Genomic DNA, 18,445 nt, shown 5'->3' on the forward strand with positions numbered 1-18,445 from the left:
GCATGTCGTCGCGAAACGTGCTGGTCGTCCTCTACGACGGCCTTCAGAGTCTGGACGTGACCGGCCCCGTCGAGGTGTTCAGCGCGGTCGGGCGGTGCCCGGGGGAGGGCCGGTACGCGATCCGGACCGTGTCCCTCGCAGGGGCGCCGGTACGGACGAACAGCGGGCTGACCCTGGTCCCCGACGGGGACCTGGAGAGCGCCCGGCCCGGGCCGGGGACCACGCTGCTGGTGCCCGGAGGCCAGTACACCGGCGACTTCGAGCCCCGGCTCACCGACTGGCTCCGCGCGTACGGGGGACGCGCGGAGCGCCTGGTGTCCGTGTGCACGGGCGGACTCCTGCTGGCGGAGGCCGGGCTGCTCGACGGCCGCCGGGCCACGACGCACTGGTACGTCTGCGAGCAGATGGCGCGCGACTACCCGGCCGTGTCCGTGGAAGCGGACCCCATCTTCGTCCGGGACGGTCCCGTGGCCACCTCGGCGGGGGTGACCGCCGGCATCGACCTCGCGCTGGCGCTCGTGGAGGAGGACTTCGGGCGGGACGTGGCGCTGCTGATCGCGAAGCACTTGGTGGTGTTCCTGCGCCGGCCCGGGAACCAGGCGCAGTTCAGCGCGCAGCTGGCGGCGCAGACGGCGCGGCGGGAACCGCTGCGGGACGTGCAGCAGTGGATCACCGAGCACCCGGACGGGGACCTCAGCGTGGAAGCACTGGCGGCGCGGGCCACGCTGTCGCCGCGGCACTTCGCGCGGGCCTTCCAGGCGGAGACGGGGGTGACGCCGGGACGGTACGTCGAGCGGGTGCGGGTGGAGCACGCGCGGCGGCTGCTGGAGGACAGCCGCGAGGGCGTGGCGCAGATCTCGCGGGACTGCGGCTACGGCACCCCGGAGGCGCTGCGGCGGGCCTTCGTCAAAACCCTCGGCCAGTCCCCGGCCGAATATCGTCGCCGCTTCGGGCCACCAGGCCCGCCGGCCCCGCCGCCCCCCTGACCCCCGGGGCCCGGCCCCGGTCCGGACTCCGGCCCCGTGCCCTGACCGTCGGCTCGGCCGGGGGCCGCTGCGCGGAGCCGCCCCCCGCCCCGCCCCTTCCCGAAACCGGGGGCTGCGCCCCGGACCCCGACCCTGGTCCCGACCCCGGGCCCCGACCCCGGGCCCCGACCCCGGATCCCGACCCCGGGCCCCGACCCCGGGCTGCGCCCCGGACCGTCCCGACCCCGGACCGGCCGGGGGCCACGCCCTTCGGACCCCGAGCTCGGACCGGGTCCGGGGGTTCGTCAGTCGGCCCAGCACTCCATCGGTCCGCGCACCGGCGTGGGGCCGTCCATCCCTGAACCGCTCCGGAGGAGCCATGCAGATCGCCGTACTGCTCTACGACCGCTTCACCGCCCTCGACGCCATCGGGCCCTTCGAGACCCTCGGCCGGCTCCAGGGCGTCGAGACCGTGTTCGTGTCCGAGCGCCCCGGGCCGGTGCGGACCGACAACGGGGCGCTCGCGCTCGTCGCCGACAAGGCGCTCGGTGACGTGACCCGGCCGGACATCGTCATCGTGCCCGGCGGGCCGCACCCCGAGGTGGAGATGGGCAATCCCGTCGTCCTCGACTGGCTGCGCGCCGTCGACGCCACCACCACCTGGACGACCTCGGTCTGCACCGGCTCGCTCCTGCTCGCCGCCGCCGGGCTGCTCGACGGGCGGCGGGCCGCCGGCCACTGGCTCTACCTCGACCAGCTGCGCCCCTTCGGCGCCGAACCGACCGGTGAGCGGGTGGTCTTCGACGGCAAGTACGTCACCGCCGCCGGGGTGTCGGCCGGCATCGACATGGGCCTCGGCCTGCTCGGCCGGATCGCCGGCGACACGTACGCGCAAACCGTGCAGCTGATGTGCGAGTACGACCCCCAGCCGCCCTACGACGCCGGTTCCCCGGACAAGGCCCCGGCCGAGATCGTGGCCCGGCTGCGCGCGGCTAATCCGCTCCCGGCCAGCTGAACACCGGCGCCCGGCGTTCCAGGAACGCGGCGACACCCTCCGCGGTGTCGCCGCTCCCGGCCGCCTGCCGCGCCCAGTGCGCGTCCCGGTCGGTGCGGCCGTCCGCGAACTCCTTGGCCGCGGCCTGGGTCAGCCGCGAGCGGGTGGTCAGGACGCGGGCGAACTCGGCCACCCGCTTGTCCAGGTGACCCGCCGGCAGCAGTTCGTTCAGGAAACCGGCCCGCAGCGCCGGCTCGGCGCCGATCAGTTCCGCCGAGAACAGCAGGTACTTCGCCCACGCCGGGCCGACCAGGCCGGCGAGGCGCCGCGTGGAGGACGCCGGGTAGACGATGCCCAGCTTCGCCGGGGTCACCCCGAACGACGCCCCCTCCTCCGCGAACCGCAGGTCGCAGGCGGCCGCCAGCTGGCTTCCGCCCCCCACGCAGAAGCCGCGGATCGCCGCCACCGTCGGCCACGGGAACGCGGCCAGCGCCTCCTCCGCCGCCACGGCCAGGGCCTGCGGCTCCTCGTCCCCGGTGAGCGAGGAGATGTCGGCCCCCGCGCAGAAGGTCGGACCGGCCCCGGTCAGCACCAGCACCCGTACGGCCCTGTCGGTGGCGAGCTCCGCCAGCAGACCGGGCAGTGCCCGCCACATCGAGGCGGTCATGGCGTTGCGCTTGGCCGGGTGCGAGATGGTGACGGTGGCGACCCCGTCGGCGACCGTGTGCAGGAGGGCTGCGTCCTGGGCTGCGAACATGCGCCGGATGCTATCCCGGGCCGCCGATCCTATGATCAAGGGAGTCCTGACCCCGGGGGGTGCGGAAAGGTGGCACGTCCATGGGCGCAGACCGTACCGACCCGCAGGAGAAGCGGGAGAAGAAGAAGCTCAGCCGCAGCTTCGGGCTGCTGGCCCTGCTCGGGGTGGTCCTCGTGCTGGCCGGCCTGGTGGGTCTGATCTACACCGGCGTGGCCACCTTGACGTCGATGTTCCTCTTCGGCTGGCTGCTGCTGATCGGCGGTGTGGTCGGCCTGGCCCAGGCCGTGCAGTCGCGCAGGAGCAACTACTTCTGGCTCGCCGTCATCGTCGCCGCCATCAACCTGGCCGCCGGTCTCGTGGTCCTGCGCCGTCCCGAGGCGAGCGCCGAGGCGCTGACCATGTTCGCCGCCCTGCTGTTCCTGACCGGTGGGGTGTTCCGGCTGGCGGGCGCGCTCGTGGTGCGCGGCGCCAACTTCGTCCTCGCCCTCGTGCAGGGCGCCTTCGGCGTGCTGCTCGGCATCCTGGTGCTCGCCGGCTGGCCCGGCAGCAGCCAGTACGTGATCGGAACCTTCTTCTCGCTCGCCCTGCTGTTCGACGGACTGAGCCTGGTGGCCCTGGGCATGGGCGCCCGGCGGATCATCGGCCTGGTCAGGGAGGACGAGGTGGCGGCGGCCCGGCCGGAGGCGGTGGACGAGACGCCCGCGGCGGCTGAGAAGGCACCGCGGCCGGATCAGGAACAGTCGAACAACTGACTCTGTCATAAGCCAACGGTCAAAATGTGTCCGATTGCTGCTGACTTCTTGTCAGCGGTCCGGCCCCGACCGGGCTGTTCCCCACTCTTGGCACGTGGAGACGATCGAGTGCGAAGACGGGGGCCGGAAGATGAACGACAGCGGGAGTGTCCCGCCGGCCAGGGAAGCCGAGGTACCGGCTCCGGCCGACCCCCTCGCATACGAGGGAGTGTGGAGGTTCACCGCGCCGGCGGTAGAAGAATCCGTTCCGCAGGCCCGCCGGGCGGTCCGTGACCTGCTCGGCCGCCAGGGGGTGCCGGCCCATCAGGACCTGGTGTACTCGCTGCTGCTGATCGTCTCCGAACTGGTGACGAACTCGGTCCGGCACGCGGCGCTGCTCTCACCGGAGGTGGCCGTCGAGGTCGCCGTGGGCCGCGAGTGGGTACGGGTGGCCGTCGAGGACAACCACCCGTACCGGCCCAAGGCGCTGGAGGCCGATTTCGGCCAGACCGGCGGCCGGGGCCTGCTGCTCGTCCGGGAGATCACGCTGGAGGCGGGCGGCGTCTGCGACGTCGAGCACACGTCCACCGGCGGCAAGGTGATCTGGGCGGCCCTGCCGCTCGCCGCCCCGCGCACCCCCACCGCCTGAAAGACCGGCGGACTACCAGCCCGCGGCGGGGCCGGTCAGCTCGCGGATCGCGGGCCGGGCCGCGTCCAGTACGGTCATAAACCAGGCCGAGAACGGCACCTGCGCGTGCTGCCGCACCAACTCCTCGGCCGTGACGAAGGCGGTGTCGTCGACCTCCTGCGGGTCCGGCCTCAGGTCGGCCTGCGCCAGTCCCACGAACAGGTGGTTGTACTCCTGCTCCACCAGCCCGGACGCCGGGTCCGGATGGTTGTAGCGCACCGTCCCCGCCTCCGCGAGCAGCGAGGGCGACAGCCCAAGCTCCTCGTGGGTCCGCCGGGCCGCCGCGGCGAACGGCGATTCACCGGGGTAGGGATGACCGCAACACGTGTTCGACCAGACGCCGGGGGAGTGGTACTTCCCGAGGGCACGCCGCTGGAGCAGCAGGCGGCCGTGCTCGTCGAAGAGGAACACGGAGAAGGCCCGGTGCAGCAGACCGGGCGCCTGATGGGCGGAGAGCTTCTCCGCCGTGCCGATGGTGTTGCCGGACTCGTCGACCAGTTCGAGCATGATCGATTCCTGAGTACCGGTGCCGGCGGACGCGCCGTGCGCGGCGGTGGCTTGTGTGGTCGGCATACCCATCCTTCGCTTCGGGCTTCGGCCTTCAGTCTGCCGTACAAAGGAGGCTTGTCCCCACTTCAGCCGTCCGCGCATGTCCGCCGCCCGTCGCGTGATAGGCGACGGGCGGCGGACCCACGGGTCAGACGCCGAACGGAGCCGGATACGCGATGCTGCCCGCCGCAACCGGTACGGAGTCGTCCAGCACCAGCGCCATCATGGCCTCGTCCGGCACCTCGAACGGCGCCCGGATCCCGAACCGCGAGGCCGGCACGAAGCCGAAGCGCGGGTAGTACCCGGGATGCCCGAGGACCAGGACCAGCGCCTCCCCCCGTTCCCGGGCCGCCGCGAGCAGGGCCCGTACGACGGCGCTTCCGGCGCCCGAGCGCTGGAGCGCGGGATCGGTGGCCACCGGCGCGAGCGCGAGCGCCGGTGCGCCGTCCACCTCGCACCGGGTCAGCAGGGCGTACGCCGCCACAGACCCGTCCGGACCCTCGGCCACGTACGAGAGCCCCGGAAGCCAGGAGGCGTCGGAGCGCAGCGCGTCCACGAGGTCGGCCTCCAGCGGCGTTTCGAACGCCGCCAGGTTGACGGCCCGTACGGCCGCCTCGTCGGCCGCGGTCTCCGGCCGGGCCCGCCAGGGGCCGCCGTCCCCGGCGGTCACCGGGCTCAGCACGTAGCCGGTGCAGCCGTACTCGTGCCCGTGCCGTACCCGTACGTCGAGCTCCTCGCGGGTGGCGGCGATCGCGGCCGCCTCCGCCGGAGTCGAGGCCTTCCGGGACCGGACCCGCTCGCCGAGCGGTCCGTAGTACTCGGCCCAGTCGGAGTCGGGCTGCCGACGCACGCCCAGCACCCGGTACCCGGCGGCCTGGGCGGCCGCGATGTTGCGGGCGGTGGAGCGCAGCGGGAACCGCGGATCCCAGAACGCCCGCGCCCCGGCCGAGGGCTTCTCGGTGGTCCAGCCGCACTCGCTCAGGACGAGCGTGCCGCCGGGCGCGAGCAGCCGCTTCCACTCCGCGAGCGCCCGGTCGAAGCCGATGATGTAGGCGGAGCCCTCCGCCCAGACGAGGTCGAAGGAGCCGTCCTCGTAGGGCAGCGCGCCCATGTCGCCCGTCACGGCCCGGACGCGGTCGCCGAGCCCGCGGACCCCGGCGGCCGTGCGCAGCTCGTCGAGGAACGGTTCGTACAGGTCGATCGCGGTCACCTCGGCGAGGCCCGCGCCCCCCGCCTCGGCGGCGAGCAGCAGAGCGCTGCGGCCCGGACCGCAGCCCAGGTCGAGGACGCGCGGCCGCTCGGGCAGCGGTGCGCACAGGGACAGCAGGTGGCGGGTGGTGGTGTCGGAACCGGGGGACTGCCGGGGCAGACCTCGGTGCAGCTCCATGAACGCGGCGAAGACGCCGTCGTCGGAGCCGGACGTGGTGGTGGTGCGAGTGTTGTCGGTCAACGTGAACCCTTGAACGGGGGCTCCGGCCGACGAGGAGGATCGGGTGATCAGACCTGGCCGGACGCCCGGAAGTGAGGGGGGATGTACCGGAGTTCGCTGCCCATGGCCGCGACGACTACGACGGTCATCAACCCACCCCTTTTCCCGTTCCCATGGCGATCACATATGACAGAACACGTTGACATCAGCCCAACGCATCTGCGTCCACCGTAACAGCCGGGCGTAAACAGCCGATGAATCCCGGCTTCCATTCATCCGATAGCCTCTGCCGACGTGCCGCCACCCCCACGTGGCGCCCGCCCCGTGTTCGCCGCAAGGAGTGAGTTCGTCTGCCGACCGTCATCCTCACCGGCCTGCCGGTCCCCGGATCACCGCTCGCCGACGAGCTGCGTCTCCTCGGGTTCGACGTCCGCCCGGTCGCCTCGCCCCAAGACGCCGCAGCGACCCTGGCCGGCGTACCGGCCGATCAGCGGGTGGCCGTGGTCGACAGCGCCTTCGTCGGGCATCCGCACGCGCTGCGCCTCGCGCTGACCGACCCCCGCTTCGACGCCTGCGCCGTCCCCGGCGCCCTCGCCGTCCAGGCCGGCGCCCGCCCCGCACTGGACAAGGCCGCGGCGCTCGCGTCCGAGGACGCGGACGCGGACGACGACCCCTACGCCGACCGGCTCGCCGCCGCCGTCGAGTCCTGCGGTACCCCCGTCCAGCGGCCCGAGCTCGGCACCCTGGTCGCCGCCGTTCCCGCCACCGCGGCGGAGCGCGAGGCGGCCGTCGCCGCCGTCGCCGCCGTGGACGACGAGGCCGTGCGCCTGCGCACCGCCGTGAAGTCCCGCGACGGCTTCTTCACCACCTTCTGCGTCAGCCCGTACTCGCGCTACATCGCCCGCTGGTGCGCGCGCCGCGGCCTGACCCCGAACCAGGTCACGACGGCCTCGCTGATCACCGCGCTGATCGCGGCCGGCTGCGCCGCCACGGGCGACCGCTGGGGCTACGTCGCGGCCGGTGTGCTGCTGCTCGTCTCCTTCGTCCTGGACTGCACCGACGGGCAGCTCGCCCGCTACTCGCTCCAGTACTCGACGATGGGCGCCTGGCTCGACGCGACCTTCGACCGCGCGAAGGAGTACGCCTTCTACGCGGGCCTCGCGCTCGGCGCGGCGAGGAACGGCGACGATGTATGGGCGCTCGCGCTCGGCGCGATGATCCTCATGACCTGCCGGCACGTCGTGGACTTCTCCTTCAACGAGGCCAACCACGACGCGACAGCGAATACAAGTCCCACGGCGGCCCTCTCCGACAAGCTGGACAGCGTCGGATGGACGGTCTGGGTCCGACGGATGATCATTCTGCCGATCGGTGAGCGCTGGGCGATGATCGCGGTCCTGACCGCCGTCACCACCCCGCGGATCGTCTTCTACGCCCTGCTCGTCGGCTGCGCCTTCGGCGCCCTCTACACCACCGCCGGCCGCGTCCTGCGCTCGCTGACCCGCAAGGCCACCCGCACCGACCGGGCCGCCCGGGCGCTGGCCGAGCTCGCCGACTCGGGCGTGCTCGCCTGGACCGCCGGCCGGCTCGTGAAGGGCCGTCCGAGCTCCGCCTCGCTGGGGCTGGCCGCGCTCGGATCCGTGCTGATGGTGGGCGCCGCCGTGACCCGCGACTTCGGCACCCCCTGGCTGATCGGGTCCGCCGTGGTGTACGTCATCGCCGCGAGCGTGGCTCTCGCGAGCCCCCTCAAGGGCCCCCTCGACTGGCTGATCCCCCCGCTCTTCCGGTTCGCCGAGTACGTGACCGTCCTCGCGCTCGCCGCCAAGGCGGACGTCCCCGGGGCCCTTCCGGCGGCATTCGGCCTGATCGCGGCGGTCGCCTACCATCACTACGACACGGTCTACCGCATCCGCGGTGGCTCGGGCGCGCCCCCGTACTGGCTGGTGCGGACGATCGGCGGCCACGAGGGCCGGGTCCTGCTGACCGTGGTCCTGGCCGCCGTCCTCGCAACGGACGTGTTTCCCGTCGCGCTCACGGCCATGGCCGTGTTCGTGGCACTGGTGGTGCTCGTGGAGAGCATCCGCTTCTGGGTCTCCTCCGGGGCACCCGCCGTACATGACGAAGGAGAACCAGCATGATCGGCCTTGTACTCGCTGCCGGTGCCGGACGCCGTCTGCGTCCCTACACCGACACCCTGCCCAAGGCCCTCGTGCCCGTCGGTCCCGAGGGCCAGGAGGACAGCCTCACGGTCCTCGACCTGACCCTGGGCAACTTCGCCGAGGTCGGCCTCACCGAGGTCGCGATCGTCGTCGGCTACCGCAAGGAAGCCGTCTACGAGCGCCGTGAGGCGCTGGAGGCCAAGTACGGCGTCAAGATCACGCTGATCGACAACGACAAGGCCGAGGAGTGGAACAACGCCTACTCCCTGTGGTGCGCCCGTGACGTCCTGGCCCAGGGTGTGATCCTCGCCAACGGCGACACCGTCCACCCGGTCTCCGTCGAGCGGACGCTGCTCGCCGCCCGCGGCGACGGCAAGAAGATCATCCTCGCCCTCGACACGGTCAAGAGCCTGGCCGACGAGGAGATGAAGGTGGTCACCGCCGACGGCCAGGGCGTACGGAAGATCACCAAGCTGATGGACCCGGCCGACGCCACCGGCGAGTACATCGGTGTCACCCTCATCGAGGCCGGGGCCGCCGCGCAGCTCGCCGACGCGCTGAAGACCACCTTCGAGCGGGACCCGGACCTCTACTACGAGGACGGCTACCAGCAGCTCGTCAACGACGGCTTCACCATCGACGTGGCCCCCATCGGCGACGTCAAGTGGGTCGAGATCGACAACCACGACGACCTCGCCAAGGGCCGGACCATCGCATGCCTGTACTGACGCGGCTGATCCCGTCGCCTGTTGTCGTCGACATCAGCTGCGGGGCCATGGACAAACTGGACGGCATCCTCGCCGACCAGCGGATCTCCGCGTCCGGCAAGCTGGCCATAGCGATCAGCGGCGGTTCCGGCCAGGCGCTGCGCGCCCGGCTGGAGCCCGTCCTGCCGCACGCCGACTGGTACCCGGTCGCCGACGGCACCATCGACTCCGCGGTCAAGCTCGCCGACGACATAAAGGGCCGCCGCTACGACGCCGTCGTGGGCCTGGGCGGCGGCAAGATCATCGACGTGGCGAAGTACGCCGCGGCGCGGGTCGGCCTGCCCATGGTGGCCGTCGCCACCAACCTCTCCCACGACGGGATCTGCTCGCCGGTGTCCATCCTGGACAACGACAACGGCCGCGGCTCCTACGGCGTCCCCACCCCCATCGCGATGGTCATCGACCTCGACGTGATCCGTGAGGCCCCGAGCCGGTTCGTCCGGGCCGGGATCGGCGACGCCATCTCCAACATCTCGGCCATCGCCGACTGGGAGCTGTCCCACCGGATCACCGGCGAGCCGGTGGACGGCCTGGCCGCCGCCATGGCCCGCACCGCCGGCGAGGCCGTACTGCGCCACCCCGGGGGAGTGCGCGACGACGAGTTCCTCACCGTGCTCGCGGAGGGCCTCGTCCTCTCCGGCATCGCGATGTCGATCAGCGGTGACAGCCGCCCCTCGTCCGGCGCCTGCCACGAGATCAGCCACGCCTTCGACCTGCTGCACCCGGGGCGTTCCGCGCTCCACGGCGAGCAGGTCGGCATCGGCGCGGCCTTCGCCATGCACCTGCGCGGGGCCGCGGCGCTGTCCGGCCTCTTCGTCGAGGTGCTGCGCCGTCACGCGATGCCCGTGCTGCCCGAGGAGATCGGGTTCAGCGTGGAGGAGTTCGTCGCGGCCGTCGAGTACGCCCCCCAGACCCGTCCGGGACGCTTCACGATCCTGGAGCACCTCAACCTGTCCGCAGCCGAGATCAGGGACGCTTACTCCGACTATGCCAAGACCATCCGTAGCTGAACTCCGGCCCGTCGTTCACCCGGCGGGCGTCAAGGACCGGCGCAGTGGCGAGCACTGGGGCGGCCGCCTGTACATGCGCGAGATCTCCCTGCGCATCACCCGCTTCCTGGTCACCACCAAGGTCACGCCCAATCAGCTGACCTACGTGATGACCGTCGCCGGTCTCCTCGCCGCCCCGGCCCTGCTGGTGCCGGGCGTCTGGGGCGCCGTCCTCGGCGTGGTCATGGTCCAGCTCTACCTGCTGCTCGACTGCGTCGACGGGGAGGTCGCCCGCTGGAAGAAGCAGTTCTCCCTCTCCGGGGTGTACCTGGACCGCGTCGGCGCCTACCTGTGCGACGCGGCGGTCCTGGTCGGCTTCGGCCTGCGCTCCGCGGACCTGTGGGGCAGCGGGCGGATCGACTGGCTGTGGGCCTTCCTCGGCACCCTCGCGGCGCTCGGCGCGATCCTGATCAAGGCCGAGACCGACCTCGTCGGTGTCGCCCGGCACCAGGGCGGGCTGCCGCCGGTCAAGGAAGCGGCGGCCGAGCCCCGCTCGTCCGGCATGGCGCTCGCCCGCCGGGCCGCCGCCGCGCTGAAGTTCCACCGCCTGGTCCTCGGCATCGAGGCGTCCCTGCTCATCCTGCTGCTCGCCGTCCTGGACGCGATGCGCGGCGACCTGTTCTTCTCCCGTCTCGGAGTCGCCGTACTGGCCGGCATCGCGCTGCTCCAGACGCTGCTGCACCTGGTGTCGGTCCTGGCCTCCAGCAGGCTCAAGTGACGACGCCGATGCGGCTGGGCGCCGTGATCATCACCATGGGCAACCGTCCCGACGAGCTCAAGGCGCTCCTGGACTCGGTCGCCCGGCAGGACGGCGACCCCGTCGAGGTGGTCGTCGTCGGACAGGGCGTGCGGGTGACGGGGCTGCCCGAGGGCGTACGCACCGTCGAGCTGCCCGAGAACCTGGGCATCCCGGGCGGGCGCAACGTCGGCATCGAGGCCTTCGGCCCCGGCGGCGGCGAGGTGGACGTCCTGCTCTTCCTGGACGACGACGGGCTGCTGGAGCGCACCGACACCGCCGAGCTGTGCCGCCAGGCCTTCGCCGAGGACCCGGAGCTCGGGATCGTCAGCTTCCGGATCGCCGATCCGGAAACCGGCGGGACCCAGCGCCGCCACGTGCCCCGGCTGCGCGCCTCCGACCCGATGCGCTCCTCGCGCGTGACGACCTTCCTGGGTGGCGCCAACGCCGTCCGCACGAAGGTTTTCGAACAGGTCGGAGCGCTGCCGGGAGAGTTCTTCTACGCCCACGAGGAGACCGACCTGGCCTGGCGGGCACTCGACGCCGGGTGGCTGATCGACTACCGGGCGGACATGGTGCTGCTGCATCCGACGACCGCCCCCTCCCGGCACGCGGTCTACCACCGTATGGTGGCCCGTAACCGGGTGTGGCTCGCCCGCCGCAACCTGCCCGCTCCGCTGGTCCCGGTCTACCTGGGCGTCTGGCTCCTGCTGACGCTCGTGCGCAGGCCTTCGCCGCCGGCGCTCAAGGCGTGGTTCGGCGGGTTCAAGGAGGGATGGACCACTCCCTGCGGTCCCCGCCGCCCGATGAGATGGCGTACGGTCTGGCGGTTGACCCGGCTGGGACGACCACCTGTCATCTGATGAGCCCGCGTCTGGGAACATGACGCGATCACGGGCCTCGCGCCACCAGCCTGATGCCCAACCTGGCCGCATCTTGAAGACGAAAGTTTCAACTTGTGAGTGACACAACCCACGACGGCGCCCTCGCCACGAGCAAGCCGCCGTCCGAAGACGCGGGGCTGAGCCCCGCGGAGCTCGCCAGGAAGTACGGCCTCTCCGTGAGCGGCGCCCGGCCCGGTCTGGGCGAGTACGTGCGGCAGCTCTGGGGACGGCGCCACTTCGTCATGGCCTTCTCCCGGGCCAGGCTGGTCGCGCAGTACAGCCAGGCGAAGCTCGGCCAGGTCTGGCAGGTGGCGACCCCGCTGCTGAACGCGGCCGTCTACTGGCTGATCTTCGGCCTGATCCTCGGCGCGGGCCGGGAGATGCCGAAGGGCGTCTACGTCCCGTTCCTGATGATGGGCATCTTCGTCTTCACCTTCACCCAGAGCTCGGTGATGGCGGGTGTCCGGGCGATCTCCGGGAACCTCGGGCTGGTGCGGGCGCTGCACTTCCCGCGAGCAGCCCTCCCGGTGTCCTTCTCGCTGCAGCAGCTCCAGCAGCTGATGTACTCGATGGTCGTCGTCTTCGTCATCGCCGTCAGCTTCGGCAACTACCCGCGGCTCTCCTGGTTGCTGGTGATCCCGACGCTGACGCTGCAGTTCGTCTTCAACACCGGCCTCGCCATGATCTTCGCGCGGATGGGCTCCAAGACCCCCGACCTGGCACAGCTGATGCCGTTCGTGATGCGCACCTGGATGTACGCCTCCGGGGTCATGTTCCCGATCGGGATCTACCTCAAGGACCAGCCCCAGTGGATCAGCGACGTCCTGCTGTGGAACCCGGTGGCGATCTACATGGACCTCATCCGGTTCGCGCTGATCGACGACTACGGCAGCAGCAACCTGCCGCCGCACGTCTGGCTCTTCGCCGTGGGCTGGGCCGTGGTGATCGGCCTCGGCGGCTTCGTGTACTTCTGGAAGGCTGAGGAGCGTTACGGTCGTGGCTGACACAACCAAGGGGCGCGTCCCCACTGTGATCGCGGACGGCGTCCACATCGTCTACCGGGTCAACACCGGCGGCGGCGGCAAGGGTGCCGCCACCGCCGCGCTCAGCAAGATAGTGCGCCGGGGCAAGGGCGACTCCCCGGGCGTCCGCAGGGTCCACGCCGTACGCGGTGTCTCGTTCACCGCGTACCGCGGCGAGGCGATCGGCCTCATCGGCTCCAACGGCTCCGGCAAGTCGACCCTGCTGCGCGCCATCGCGGGCCTGCTGCCCTGCGAGTCCGGCAAGGTCTACACCGACGGCCAGCCCTCGCTGCTGGGCGTCAACGCCGCGCTGATGAACGACCTCACGGGTGAGCGCAACGTCGTCCTCGGCGGTCTCGCGATGGGCATGACCCGCGAGCAGATCAAGGAGCGCTACGAGGGCATCGTCGACTTCTCGGGGATCAACGAGAAGGGGGACTTCATCTCCCTGCCGATGCGCACGTACTCCTCGGGCATGGCCGCGCGGCTGCGCTTCTCCATCGCGGCCGCGAAGGACCACGACGTCCTGATGATCGACGAGGCGCTGGCCACCGGCGACCGCAGCTTCCAGGTGCGCTCCGAGAACCGGATCCGCGAACTGCGGGAGAAGGCGGGCACCGTCTTCCTGGTGAGCCACAACAACAAGTCCATCCGCGACACCTGCGACCGGGTGCTGTGGCTGGAGAAGGGCGAACTCCTCATGGACGGGCCCACCGAGGAAGTCGTCGCGGCGTACGAGAAGGCCTCCGGCCACTGACCGGCCGGGACCAGCGGGCCGGGGCCCCCGACGCTTCGCGCGGCGGGGGCCTCGCCATGTCGCGCGCGGAGCGCGGGCGGCCGACATGCTGTGGCGCGGCGCCCACCCGATAGGCCCCCGCAGGGTTGTACAGCGTAAGCTGGAGCAGTTGTCAATCGCGCCAAGAGGGGACGATTCCCCGCAGCCGAACCCCCGGGCCGGCCCGGGCACCCCGGGCGAACTCCGGCGGCGTGTCCGAAATGGGATGACTTGGTTCGGCAGTGTAGAACGGGAGATGTGACGGCAATGGCTACGGGAATTCTCCGGCCCCCAGGCACAGAGGCCGTCCCCGCCCCGGGCGGCGGGCGGTGACCCCGGGGCCCGGCATCCGGCCCGGCGGCCCCGGCGCCCAGGACGGCGCCACCGACCTTCACGCGCGCGCCACCCTCGGCAAGGCGGCGGCGGAGAACTTCCCCGTCGCCCCCTTCTTCCTTCCCCGTGCCTGGCGCGACGGCCTGATGGCGGTCTACGGGTACGCCCGCCTCGTCGACGACATCGGCGACGGCGACCTCGCACCCGGCGGGCGCGACGCCGTCCTCCTCGGCCTCGACGCGGCCGCCGTGGACGACCGGCTCGCCATGCTGGACGCCTTCGAAACCGACCTCCTGCGCGTGTTCGGCGGCTCCGACGGCACCCCGCGCCACCCCCTGCTGCAGGCCCTCCAGCCCGTCGTACGCGCCCACGCCCTCACCCCCGAGCCCTTCCTCGGACTCATCGAGGCCAACCGCCAGGACCAGCGGGTCACGCGCTACGCGACGTACGAGGACCTCCTCGCCTACTGCGAACTCTCCGCGAACCCCGTCGGCCGCCTCGTGCTGTCCCTCACCGGCACCAGCACCCCCGAGCGGATCCGCCGCTCCGACGCCGTGTGCACCGCCCTCCAGATCGCCGAGCACCTCCAGGACGTCACCGAGGACCTCGGGCGCGACCGGATCTATCTCCCGGCCGAGGACATGCGCCGCTTCCATGTCACCGAGGCCGACCTCGAAGCCCCCTGCGCCGGAGCGTCCGTCCGCGCCCTGATCGCATTCGAAACCGAACGCGCACGCCGGCTCCTGAATGAAGGCACCCCGCTCGTGGGTAGCGTCCACGGCAGGCTCCGGCTGCTGCTCGCGGGATTCGTGGGAGGAGGGCGCGCCGCCCTGAAGGCGATCGAGGCCGCCGGATTCGATGTGGCTCCCGGCCCGCCCAAGCCCACCAGGAGCGGCCTGCTCCGCGAGATGGCCGCCGTCCTGCGCACAGCGCCGAGAAAGGGGTGAGCCCGAACGTGGAGGGCCCCACCACACACGCGTCCGCACTGTCAGCACCGGTCCTCGCGGCCTACAGCTACTGCGAGGCCGTCACCGGCACCCAGGCGCGCAACTTCGCCTACGGAATCCGGCTGCTGCCCACCGACAAGCGCCACGCGATGTCCGCGCTGTACGCCTTCTCCCGGCGCGTCGACGACATCGGCGACGGCACGCTGGCGCCCGAGGCGAAGCTGGCCCGCCTGGAGGAGACCCGCGCCCTCCTCGGCCGCATCCGGGCCGAGGAGATCGACGAGGACGACACCGACCCGGTCGCCGTCGCCCTCTCCCACGCCGCGCGCCGCTTCCCGATCCCCCTCGGCGGCCTCGACGAACTCATCGACGGGGTCCTGATGGACGTCCGCGGCGAGACGTACGAGACCTGGGACGACCTCAAGGAGTACTGCCGCTGCGTGGCGGGCGCCATCGGCAGGCTCTCGCTCGGCGTGTTCGGCACCGTGAACGCCGCGGGCCCCGACGCGGCGCGCGCCGACGAGTACGCCGACACGCTCGGCCTCGCCCTGCAACTCACCAACATCCTGCGCGACGTGCGCGAGGACGCCGCCAACGGCCGTACGTACCTGCCCGCCGAGGACCTCGCCAAGTTCGGCTGCTCCGAAGGCTTCGACGGCGACCGGGCCCCCGCCGGCTCGGACTTCGCCGGGCTCATCCACCACGAAGTCCGGCGCGCCCGGGCCCTGTTCGTCGAGGGCTACCGGCTGCTGCCCATGCTCGACCGGCGCAGCGGTGCCTGTGTGGCCGCGATGGCCGGCATCTACCGGCGCCTCCTCGACCGCATCGAACGCGAGCCCGAGGCGGTCCTGCGCGGCCGGGTCTCGCTGCCGACGCACGAGAAGGCGTACGTCGCCGTACGCGGCCTGTCGGGCCTCGACGCCCGGACCATCTCCCGCCAGAGCAACCGGAGGCGGGTCTGATGAACCCGACGACGAGCGCCCCCGCGCGGCGCGCCGTGGTGGTCGGCGGCGGACTCGCCGGAGTCACCACCGCCCTCGAACTCGCCGACGCCGGACTGCGGGTCACCCTGCTCGAAGGCCGCCCCCGGCTCGGCGGGCTCGCCTTCTCCTTCAAGCGCGGCGAGCTGACCGTGGACAACGGCCAGCACGTCTACCTGCGGTGCTGCACCGCCTACCGGTGGTTCCTGGACCGCGTCGACGGCGCCGCCCTCGCCACGATCCAGGACCGGCTCGACGTACCCGTGCTCGACGTCGCCCACCCCGGCGGCCCCCGCCTCGGCCGGCTGCGCCGCAGCGCCCTGCCCGTGCCCCTGCACCTGGCCGGGTCACTGGCCCGCTACCCGCACCTCTCCCTCGCCGAGCGCGCGAGCGTCGGGCGAGCCGCCCTCGCGCTGCGCCGCCTCGACCCCGCCGACCCGGCCCTCGACGGCCTCGACTTCGCCACCTGGCTCGCCCGCTACGGCCAGTCCCCGCGCACCATCGAGGCCCTGTGGGACCTCGTCGGCATCGCCACCCTCAACGCCACCGCCGAGCAGTCCTCGCTGGCCCTGGCCGCCATGGTCTTCAAGACCGGCCTGCTCTCCGAGAACGGCGCCGCCGACATCGGCTGGGCGAAGGTCCCGCTGGGCGACCTCCACGACACCCTCGCCCGCAAGGCCCTCGACGCCGCCGGCGTACGGACCGAGCTGCGCACCCGCGTCACCGCCCTCACCCGTACGGGGGAAGGCGACTGGCGGGTCGACACCGAGGGCGAGTCCCTGGAGGCCGACACCGTCGTCCTCGCCGTCCCGCAGCGCGAGGCACACGGACTGCTGCCCGCCGGAGCGCTGGCCGACCCCGACAAGCTCCTCGACATCGGCACCGCCCCCATCCTCAACGTCCACGTCGTCTACGACCGCAAGGTGCTCAAGGCACCCTTCTTCGCGGCGCTCGGCTCGCCCGTCCAATGGGTCTTCGACCGCACCGAAGCCTCCGGCCTCACCGACGGCGGCCAGTACCTGGCCCTGTCCCAGTCGGTCGCCCAGGTCGACATCGACGAGCCCGTGTCCGTCCTGCGGACGAAGTACCTGCCCGAGCTGGAGCGGCTGCTGCCCGCCGCGCGCGGCGCGAAGGTACGCGACTTCTTCGTCACCCGGGAACGGACCGCCACCTTCGCCCCCACCCCCGGCGTCGGCCGACTGCGCCCCGGGGCGCGGACCGACACGCCGGGGCTCTATCTTGCCGGTGCGTGGACCGCGACCGGCTGGCCCGCGACCATGGAGAGCGCCGTCCGGAGCGGACTGAGCGCGGCGCACGCCGCACTCACCGCGCTCGGCCGCACCCGCGAACACCCTCTGCAGGAGGCGGCATGACGACGAGCGCCATCAGCACGACCGGCACAGCACGAACAGGAACCAGAGGAGAGCCAGTGAACCCGGGGAACCCGGCTGTCGAGAACACGGCTGCCAGTGTGGGCACACCTGGCGAGGGAGCGGAGAAGGCCGACACCCTCGCCCTCCTGGAACGCGGCCGCGCGCTGTCGACGCCCGTGCTCCGTGCCGCCGTGGACCGGCTCGCGGCGCCCATGGACACCGTCGCCGCCTACCACTTCGGCTGGATCGACGCCCAGGGCAACCCGGCGGACGGCGACGGCGGCAAGGCCGTGCGTCCCGCCCTCGCGCTGCTCTCCGCCGAAGCCGCGGGCGCCGCGGCCGAGGTCGGCATCCCCGGCGCCGTCGCCGTCGAGCTCGTCCACAACTTCTCGCTGCTGCACGACGACCTGATGGACGGCGACGAGCAGCGCCGCCACCGCGACACGGTGTGGAAGGTGCACGGCCCAGCGCTGGCCATCCTGGTCGGCGACGCCCTCTTCGCCCTCGCCAACGAGGTGCTGCTGGAGCTGGGCACCGTCGACGCGGGGCGCGCCGCGCGCCGGCTGACCACCGCCAGCCGCAAGCTCATCGACGGCCAGGCGCAGGACATCTCCTACGAGCACCGCGAGCGCGTCAGCGTCGAGGAGTGCCTGGAGATGGAGGGCAACAAGACCGGCGCCCTGCTCGCCTGCGCGGTCTCCATCGGCGCCGTGCTCGGCGGCGCCGACGACCGTACGGCCGACAAGCTGGAGGAGTACGGCTACCACCTGGGCCTCGCCTTCCAGGCCGTCGACGACCTCCTCGGCATCTGGGGCGACCCGGAGGCCACCGGCAAGCAGACCTGGAGCGACCTGCGCCAGCGCAAGAAGTCCCTGCCCGTCGTCGCCGCCCTCGCGGCCGGCGGACCCGCCTGCGAGGAGCTCGGCCGGCTGCTCGCGGCCGACGCCAAGAGCAACGACTTCGAGAACTTCTCGGAGGAGGAGTTCGCCGCCCGCGCCGCGCTGATCGAGGCCGCCGGCGGGCGCCAGTGGACCGCCGACGAGGCGCGCCGCCAGCACGCGGTGGCGATCCGCGCGCTGGACGAGGTCGACATGCCGCAGCGGGTGCGTGACCAGCTCGTCGCCCTCGCCGACTTCGTCGTCGTGCGCAAGAGGTGATCGCCGCCCGACGGCGCATATGATCGCGAGTCGCCGGCCGGCGGCGCCCCCTGCCGGGCCCCACCCCCCGCCCCCCCCGCCCCCCCCACGGGCGCCCGACCGGTCACCGCGCACGCCCACGGCGTCGACGAGCCCCTGGGTATCGCCCAC

Annotated in this window: 18 protein-coding genes; 15 read left to right on the forward strand and 3 right to left on the reverse strand. The window is 72.4% G+C overall.

Going from position 1 to position 18,445, the window contains the following annotated elements:
* Positions 1 to 2: 2 nt before the first annotated feature.
* Together ACWDYJ_RS16605 and ACWDYJ_RS16610 are read left to right on the forward strand one after the other, a co-directional pair.
* Positions 3 to 986 (forward strand): GlxA family transcriptional regulator, encoded by a 984-nt coding sequence (locus ACWDYJ_RS16605; protein ID WP_451566261.1) that lies wholly within the window; start codon positions 3 to 5, stop codon positions 984 to 986.
* Positions 987 to 1,344: 358 nt separating this feature from the next.
* Entirely contained in the window at positions 1,345 to 1,980 is a 636-nt protein-coding gene (locus ACWDYJ_RS16610; RefSeq protein ID WP_451566262.1) for a DJ-1/PfpI family protein, read from the forward strand.
* Here ACWDYJ_RS16610 and ACWDYJ_RS16615 read toward each other — a convergent pair.
* A complete protein-coding gene (locus ACWDYJ_RS16615) occupies positions 1,958 to 2,716 on the reverse strand; it encodes an enoyl-CoA hydratase/isomerase family protein (RefSeq protein WP_451566263.1) in 759 nt (252 codons plus the stop codon). The genes ACWDYJ_RS16610 and ACWDYJ_RS16615 overlap by 23 nt on opposite strands.
* 80 nt (positions 2,717 to 2,796) lie before the next feature.
* Here ACWDYJ_RS16615 and ACWDYJ_RS16620 point away from each other — a divergent pair, with 80 nt between their 5' ends.
* The gene (locus ACWDYJ_RS16620) at positions 2,797 to 3,468 is read left to right on the forward strand and encodes an HdeD family acid-resistance protein (protein WP_451566264.1); all 672 of its coding nucleotides are present in this window, start codon (positions 2,797 to 2,799) and stop codon (positions 3,466 to 3,468) included.
* A 130-nt stretch (positions 3,469 to 3,598) separates the two neighbouring features.
* Positions 3,599 to 4,096 carry an ATP-binding protein gene (locus tag ACWDYJ_RS16625; protein WP_451566273.1) on the forward strand — a complete coding sequence of 166 codons (498 nt, stop codon included), beginning with the start codon at positions 3,599 to 3,601 and terminating at the stop codon, positions 4,094 to 4,096.
* Between the two features lie 12 nt (positions 4,097 to 4,108).
* On the opposite strand, the gene idi is transcribed toward ACWDYJ_RS16625, so the two are convergent.
* Together idi and ACWDYJ_RS16635 are read right to left on the reverse strand one after the other, a co-directional pair.
* Positions 4,109 to 4,708, reverse strand: a complete 600-nt coding sequence (idi, locus tag ACWDYJ_RS16630; RefSeq protein WP_451566265.1) for an isopentenyl-diphosphate Delta-isomerase — start codon at positions 4,706 to 4,708, stop codon at positions 4,109 to 4,111.
* Positions 4,709 to 4,832: 124 nt separating this feature from the next.
* On the reverse strand, positions 4,833 to 6,071 hold the full coding sequence (locus ACWDYJ_RS16635) for a GNAT family N-acetyltransferase (RefSeq protein ID WP_451566274.1): 1,239 nt from the start codon (positions 6,069 to 6,071) through the stop codon (positions 4,833 to 4,835).
* 392 nt (positions 6,072 to 6,463) lie between these two features.
* Here ACWDYJ_RS16635 and ACWDYJ_RS16640 point away from each other — a divergent pair, with 392 nt between their 5' ends.
* The 11 genes from ACWDYJ_RS16640 to ACWDYJ_RS16690 all read left to right on the forward strand — a co-directional run bounded on the left by ACWDYJ_RS16640 (position 6,464) and on the right by ACWDYJ_RS16690 (position 18,295).
* Complete coding sequence (locus tag ACWDYJ_RS16640; protein WP_451566275.1) at positions 6,464 to 8,251, forward strand: DUF5941 domain-containing protein; 1,788 nt, start codon at positions 6,464 to 6,466, stop codon at positions 8,249 to 8,251.
* The gene (locus tag ACWDYJ_RS16645; RefSeq protein WP_451566266.1) at positions 8,248 to 9,000 is read left to right on the forward strand and encodes a phosphocholine cytidylyltransferase family protein; all 753 of its coding nucleotides are present in this window, start codon (positions 8,248 to 8,250) and stop codon (positions 8,998 to 9,000) included. The genes ACWDYJ_RS16640 and ACWDYJ_RS16645 overlap by 4 nt, the downstream gene beginning before the upstream one ends.
* Positions 8,988 to 10,049 carry an iron-containing alcohol dehydrogenase family protein gene (locus ACWDYJ_RS16650; RefSeq protein ID WP_451566267.1) on the forward strand — a complete coding sequence of 354 codons (1,062 nt, stop codon included), beginning with the start codon at positions 8,988 to 8,990 and terminating at the stop codon, positions 10,047 to 10,049. The genes ACWDYJ_RS16645 and ACWDYJ_RS16650 overlap by 13 nt, the downstream gene beginning before the upstream one ends.
* Positions 10,027 to 10,806: a CDP-alcohol phosphatidyltransferase family protein gene (locus ACWDYJ_RS16655; RefSeq protein WP_451566268.1), complete on the forward strand. Its 780-nt coding sequence runs from the start codon at positions 10,027 to 10,029 to the stop codon at positions 10,804 to 10,806. The genes ACWDYJ_RS16650 and ACWDYJ_RS16655 overlap by 23 nt, the downstream gene beginning before the upstream one ends.
* An 8-nt stretch (positions 10,807 to 10,814) precedes the next feature.
* Complete coding sequence (locus ACWDYJ_RS16660) at positions 10,815 to 11,687, forward strand: glycosyltransferase family 2 protein (RefSeq protein ID WP_451566276.1); 873 nt, start codon at positions 10,815 to 10,817, stop codon at positions 11,685 to 11,687.
* Positions 11,688 to 11,782: 95 nt separating this feature from the next.
* Positions 11,783 to 12,712: an ABC transporter permease gene (locus ACWDYJ_RS16665; RefSeq protein WP_451566269.1), complete on the forward strand. Its 930-nt coding sequence runs from the start codon at positions 11,783 to 11,785 to the stop codon at positions 12,710 to 12,712.
* On the forward strand, positions 12,705 to 13,487 hold the full coding sequence (locus ACWDYJ_RS16670) for an ABC transporter ATP-binding protein (RefSeq protein WP_451566270.1): 783 nt from the start codon (positions 12,705 to 12,707) through the stop codon (positions 13,485 to 13,487). The genes ACWDYJ_RS16665 and ACWDYJ_RS16670 overlap by 8 nt, the downstream gene beginning before the upstream one ends.
* Before the next feature lie 365 nt (positions 13,488 to 13,852).
* Positions 13,853 to 14,785: a squalene synthase HpnC gene (hpnC, locus tag ACWDYJ_RS16675; protein WP_451566277.1), complete on the forward strand. Its 933-nt coding sequence runs from the start codon at positions 13,853 to 13,855 to the stop codon at positions 14,783 to 14,785.
* Between the two features lie 8 nt (positions 14,786 to 14,793).
* On the forward strand, positions 14,794 to 15,747 hold the full coding sequence (gene hpnD / locus ACWDYJ_RS16680) for a presqualene diphosphate synthase HpnD (protein WP_451566278.1): 954 nt from the start codon (positions 14,794 to 14,796) through the stop codon (positions 15,745 to 15,747).
* On the forward strand, positions 15,747 to 17,138 hold the full coding sequence (gene hpnE, locus ACWDYJ_RS16685; RefSeq protein ID WP_451566271.1) for a hydroxysqualene dehydroxylase HpnE: 1,392 nt from the start codon (positions 15,747 to 15,749) through the stop codon (positions 17,136 to 17,138). The genes hpnD and hpnE overlap by 1 nt, the downstream gene beginning before the upstream one ends.
* Positions 17,139 to 17,194: 56 nt before the next feature.
* Positions 17,195 to 18,295, forward strand: coding sequence for a polyprenyl synthetase family protein (locus tag ACWDYJ_RS16690; RefSeq protein ID WP_451566272.1), 1,101 nt, complete (start codon positions 17,195 to 17,197; stop codon positions 18,293 to 18,295).
* Positions 18,296 to 18,445: the final 150 nt, after the last annotated feature.

It is taken from the genome of Streptomyces sp. NPDC003042 (assembly GCF_053591315.1).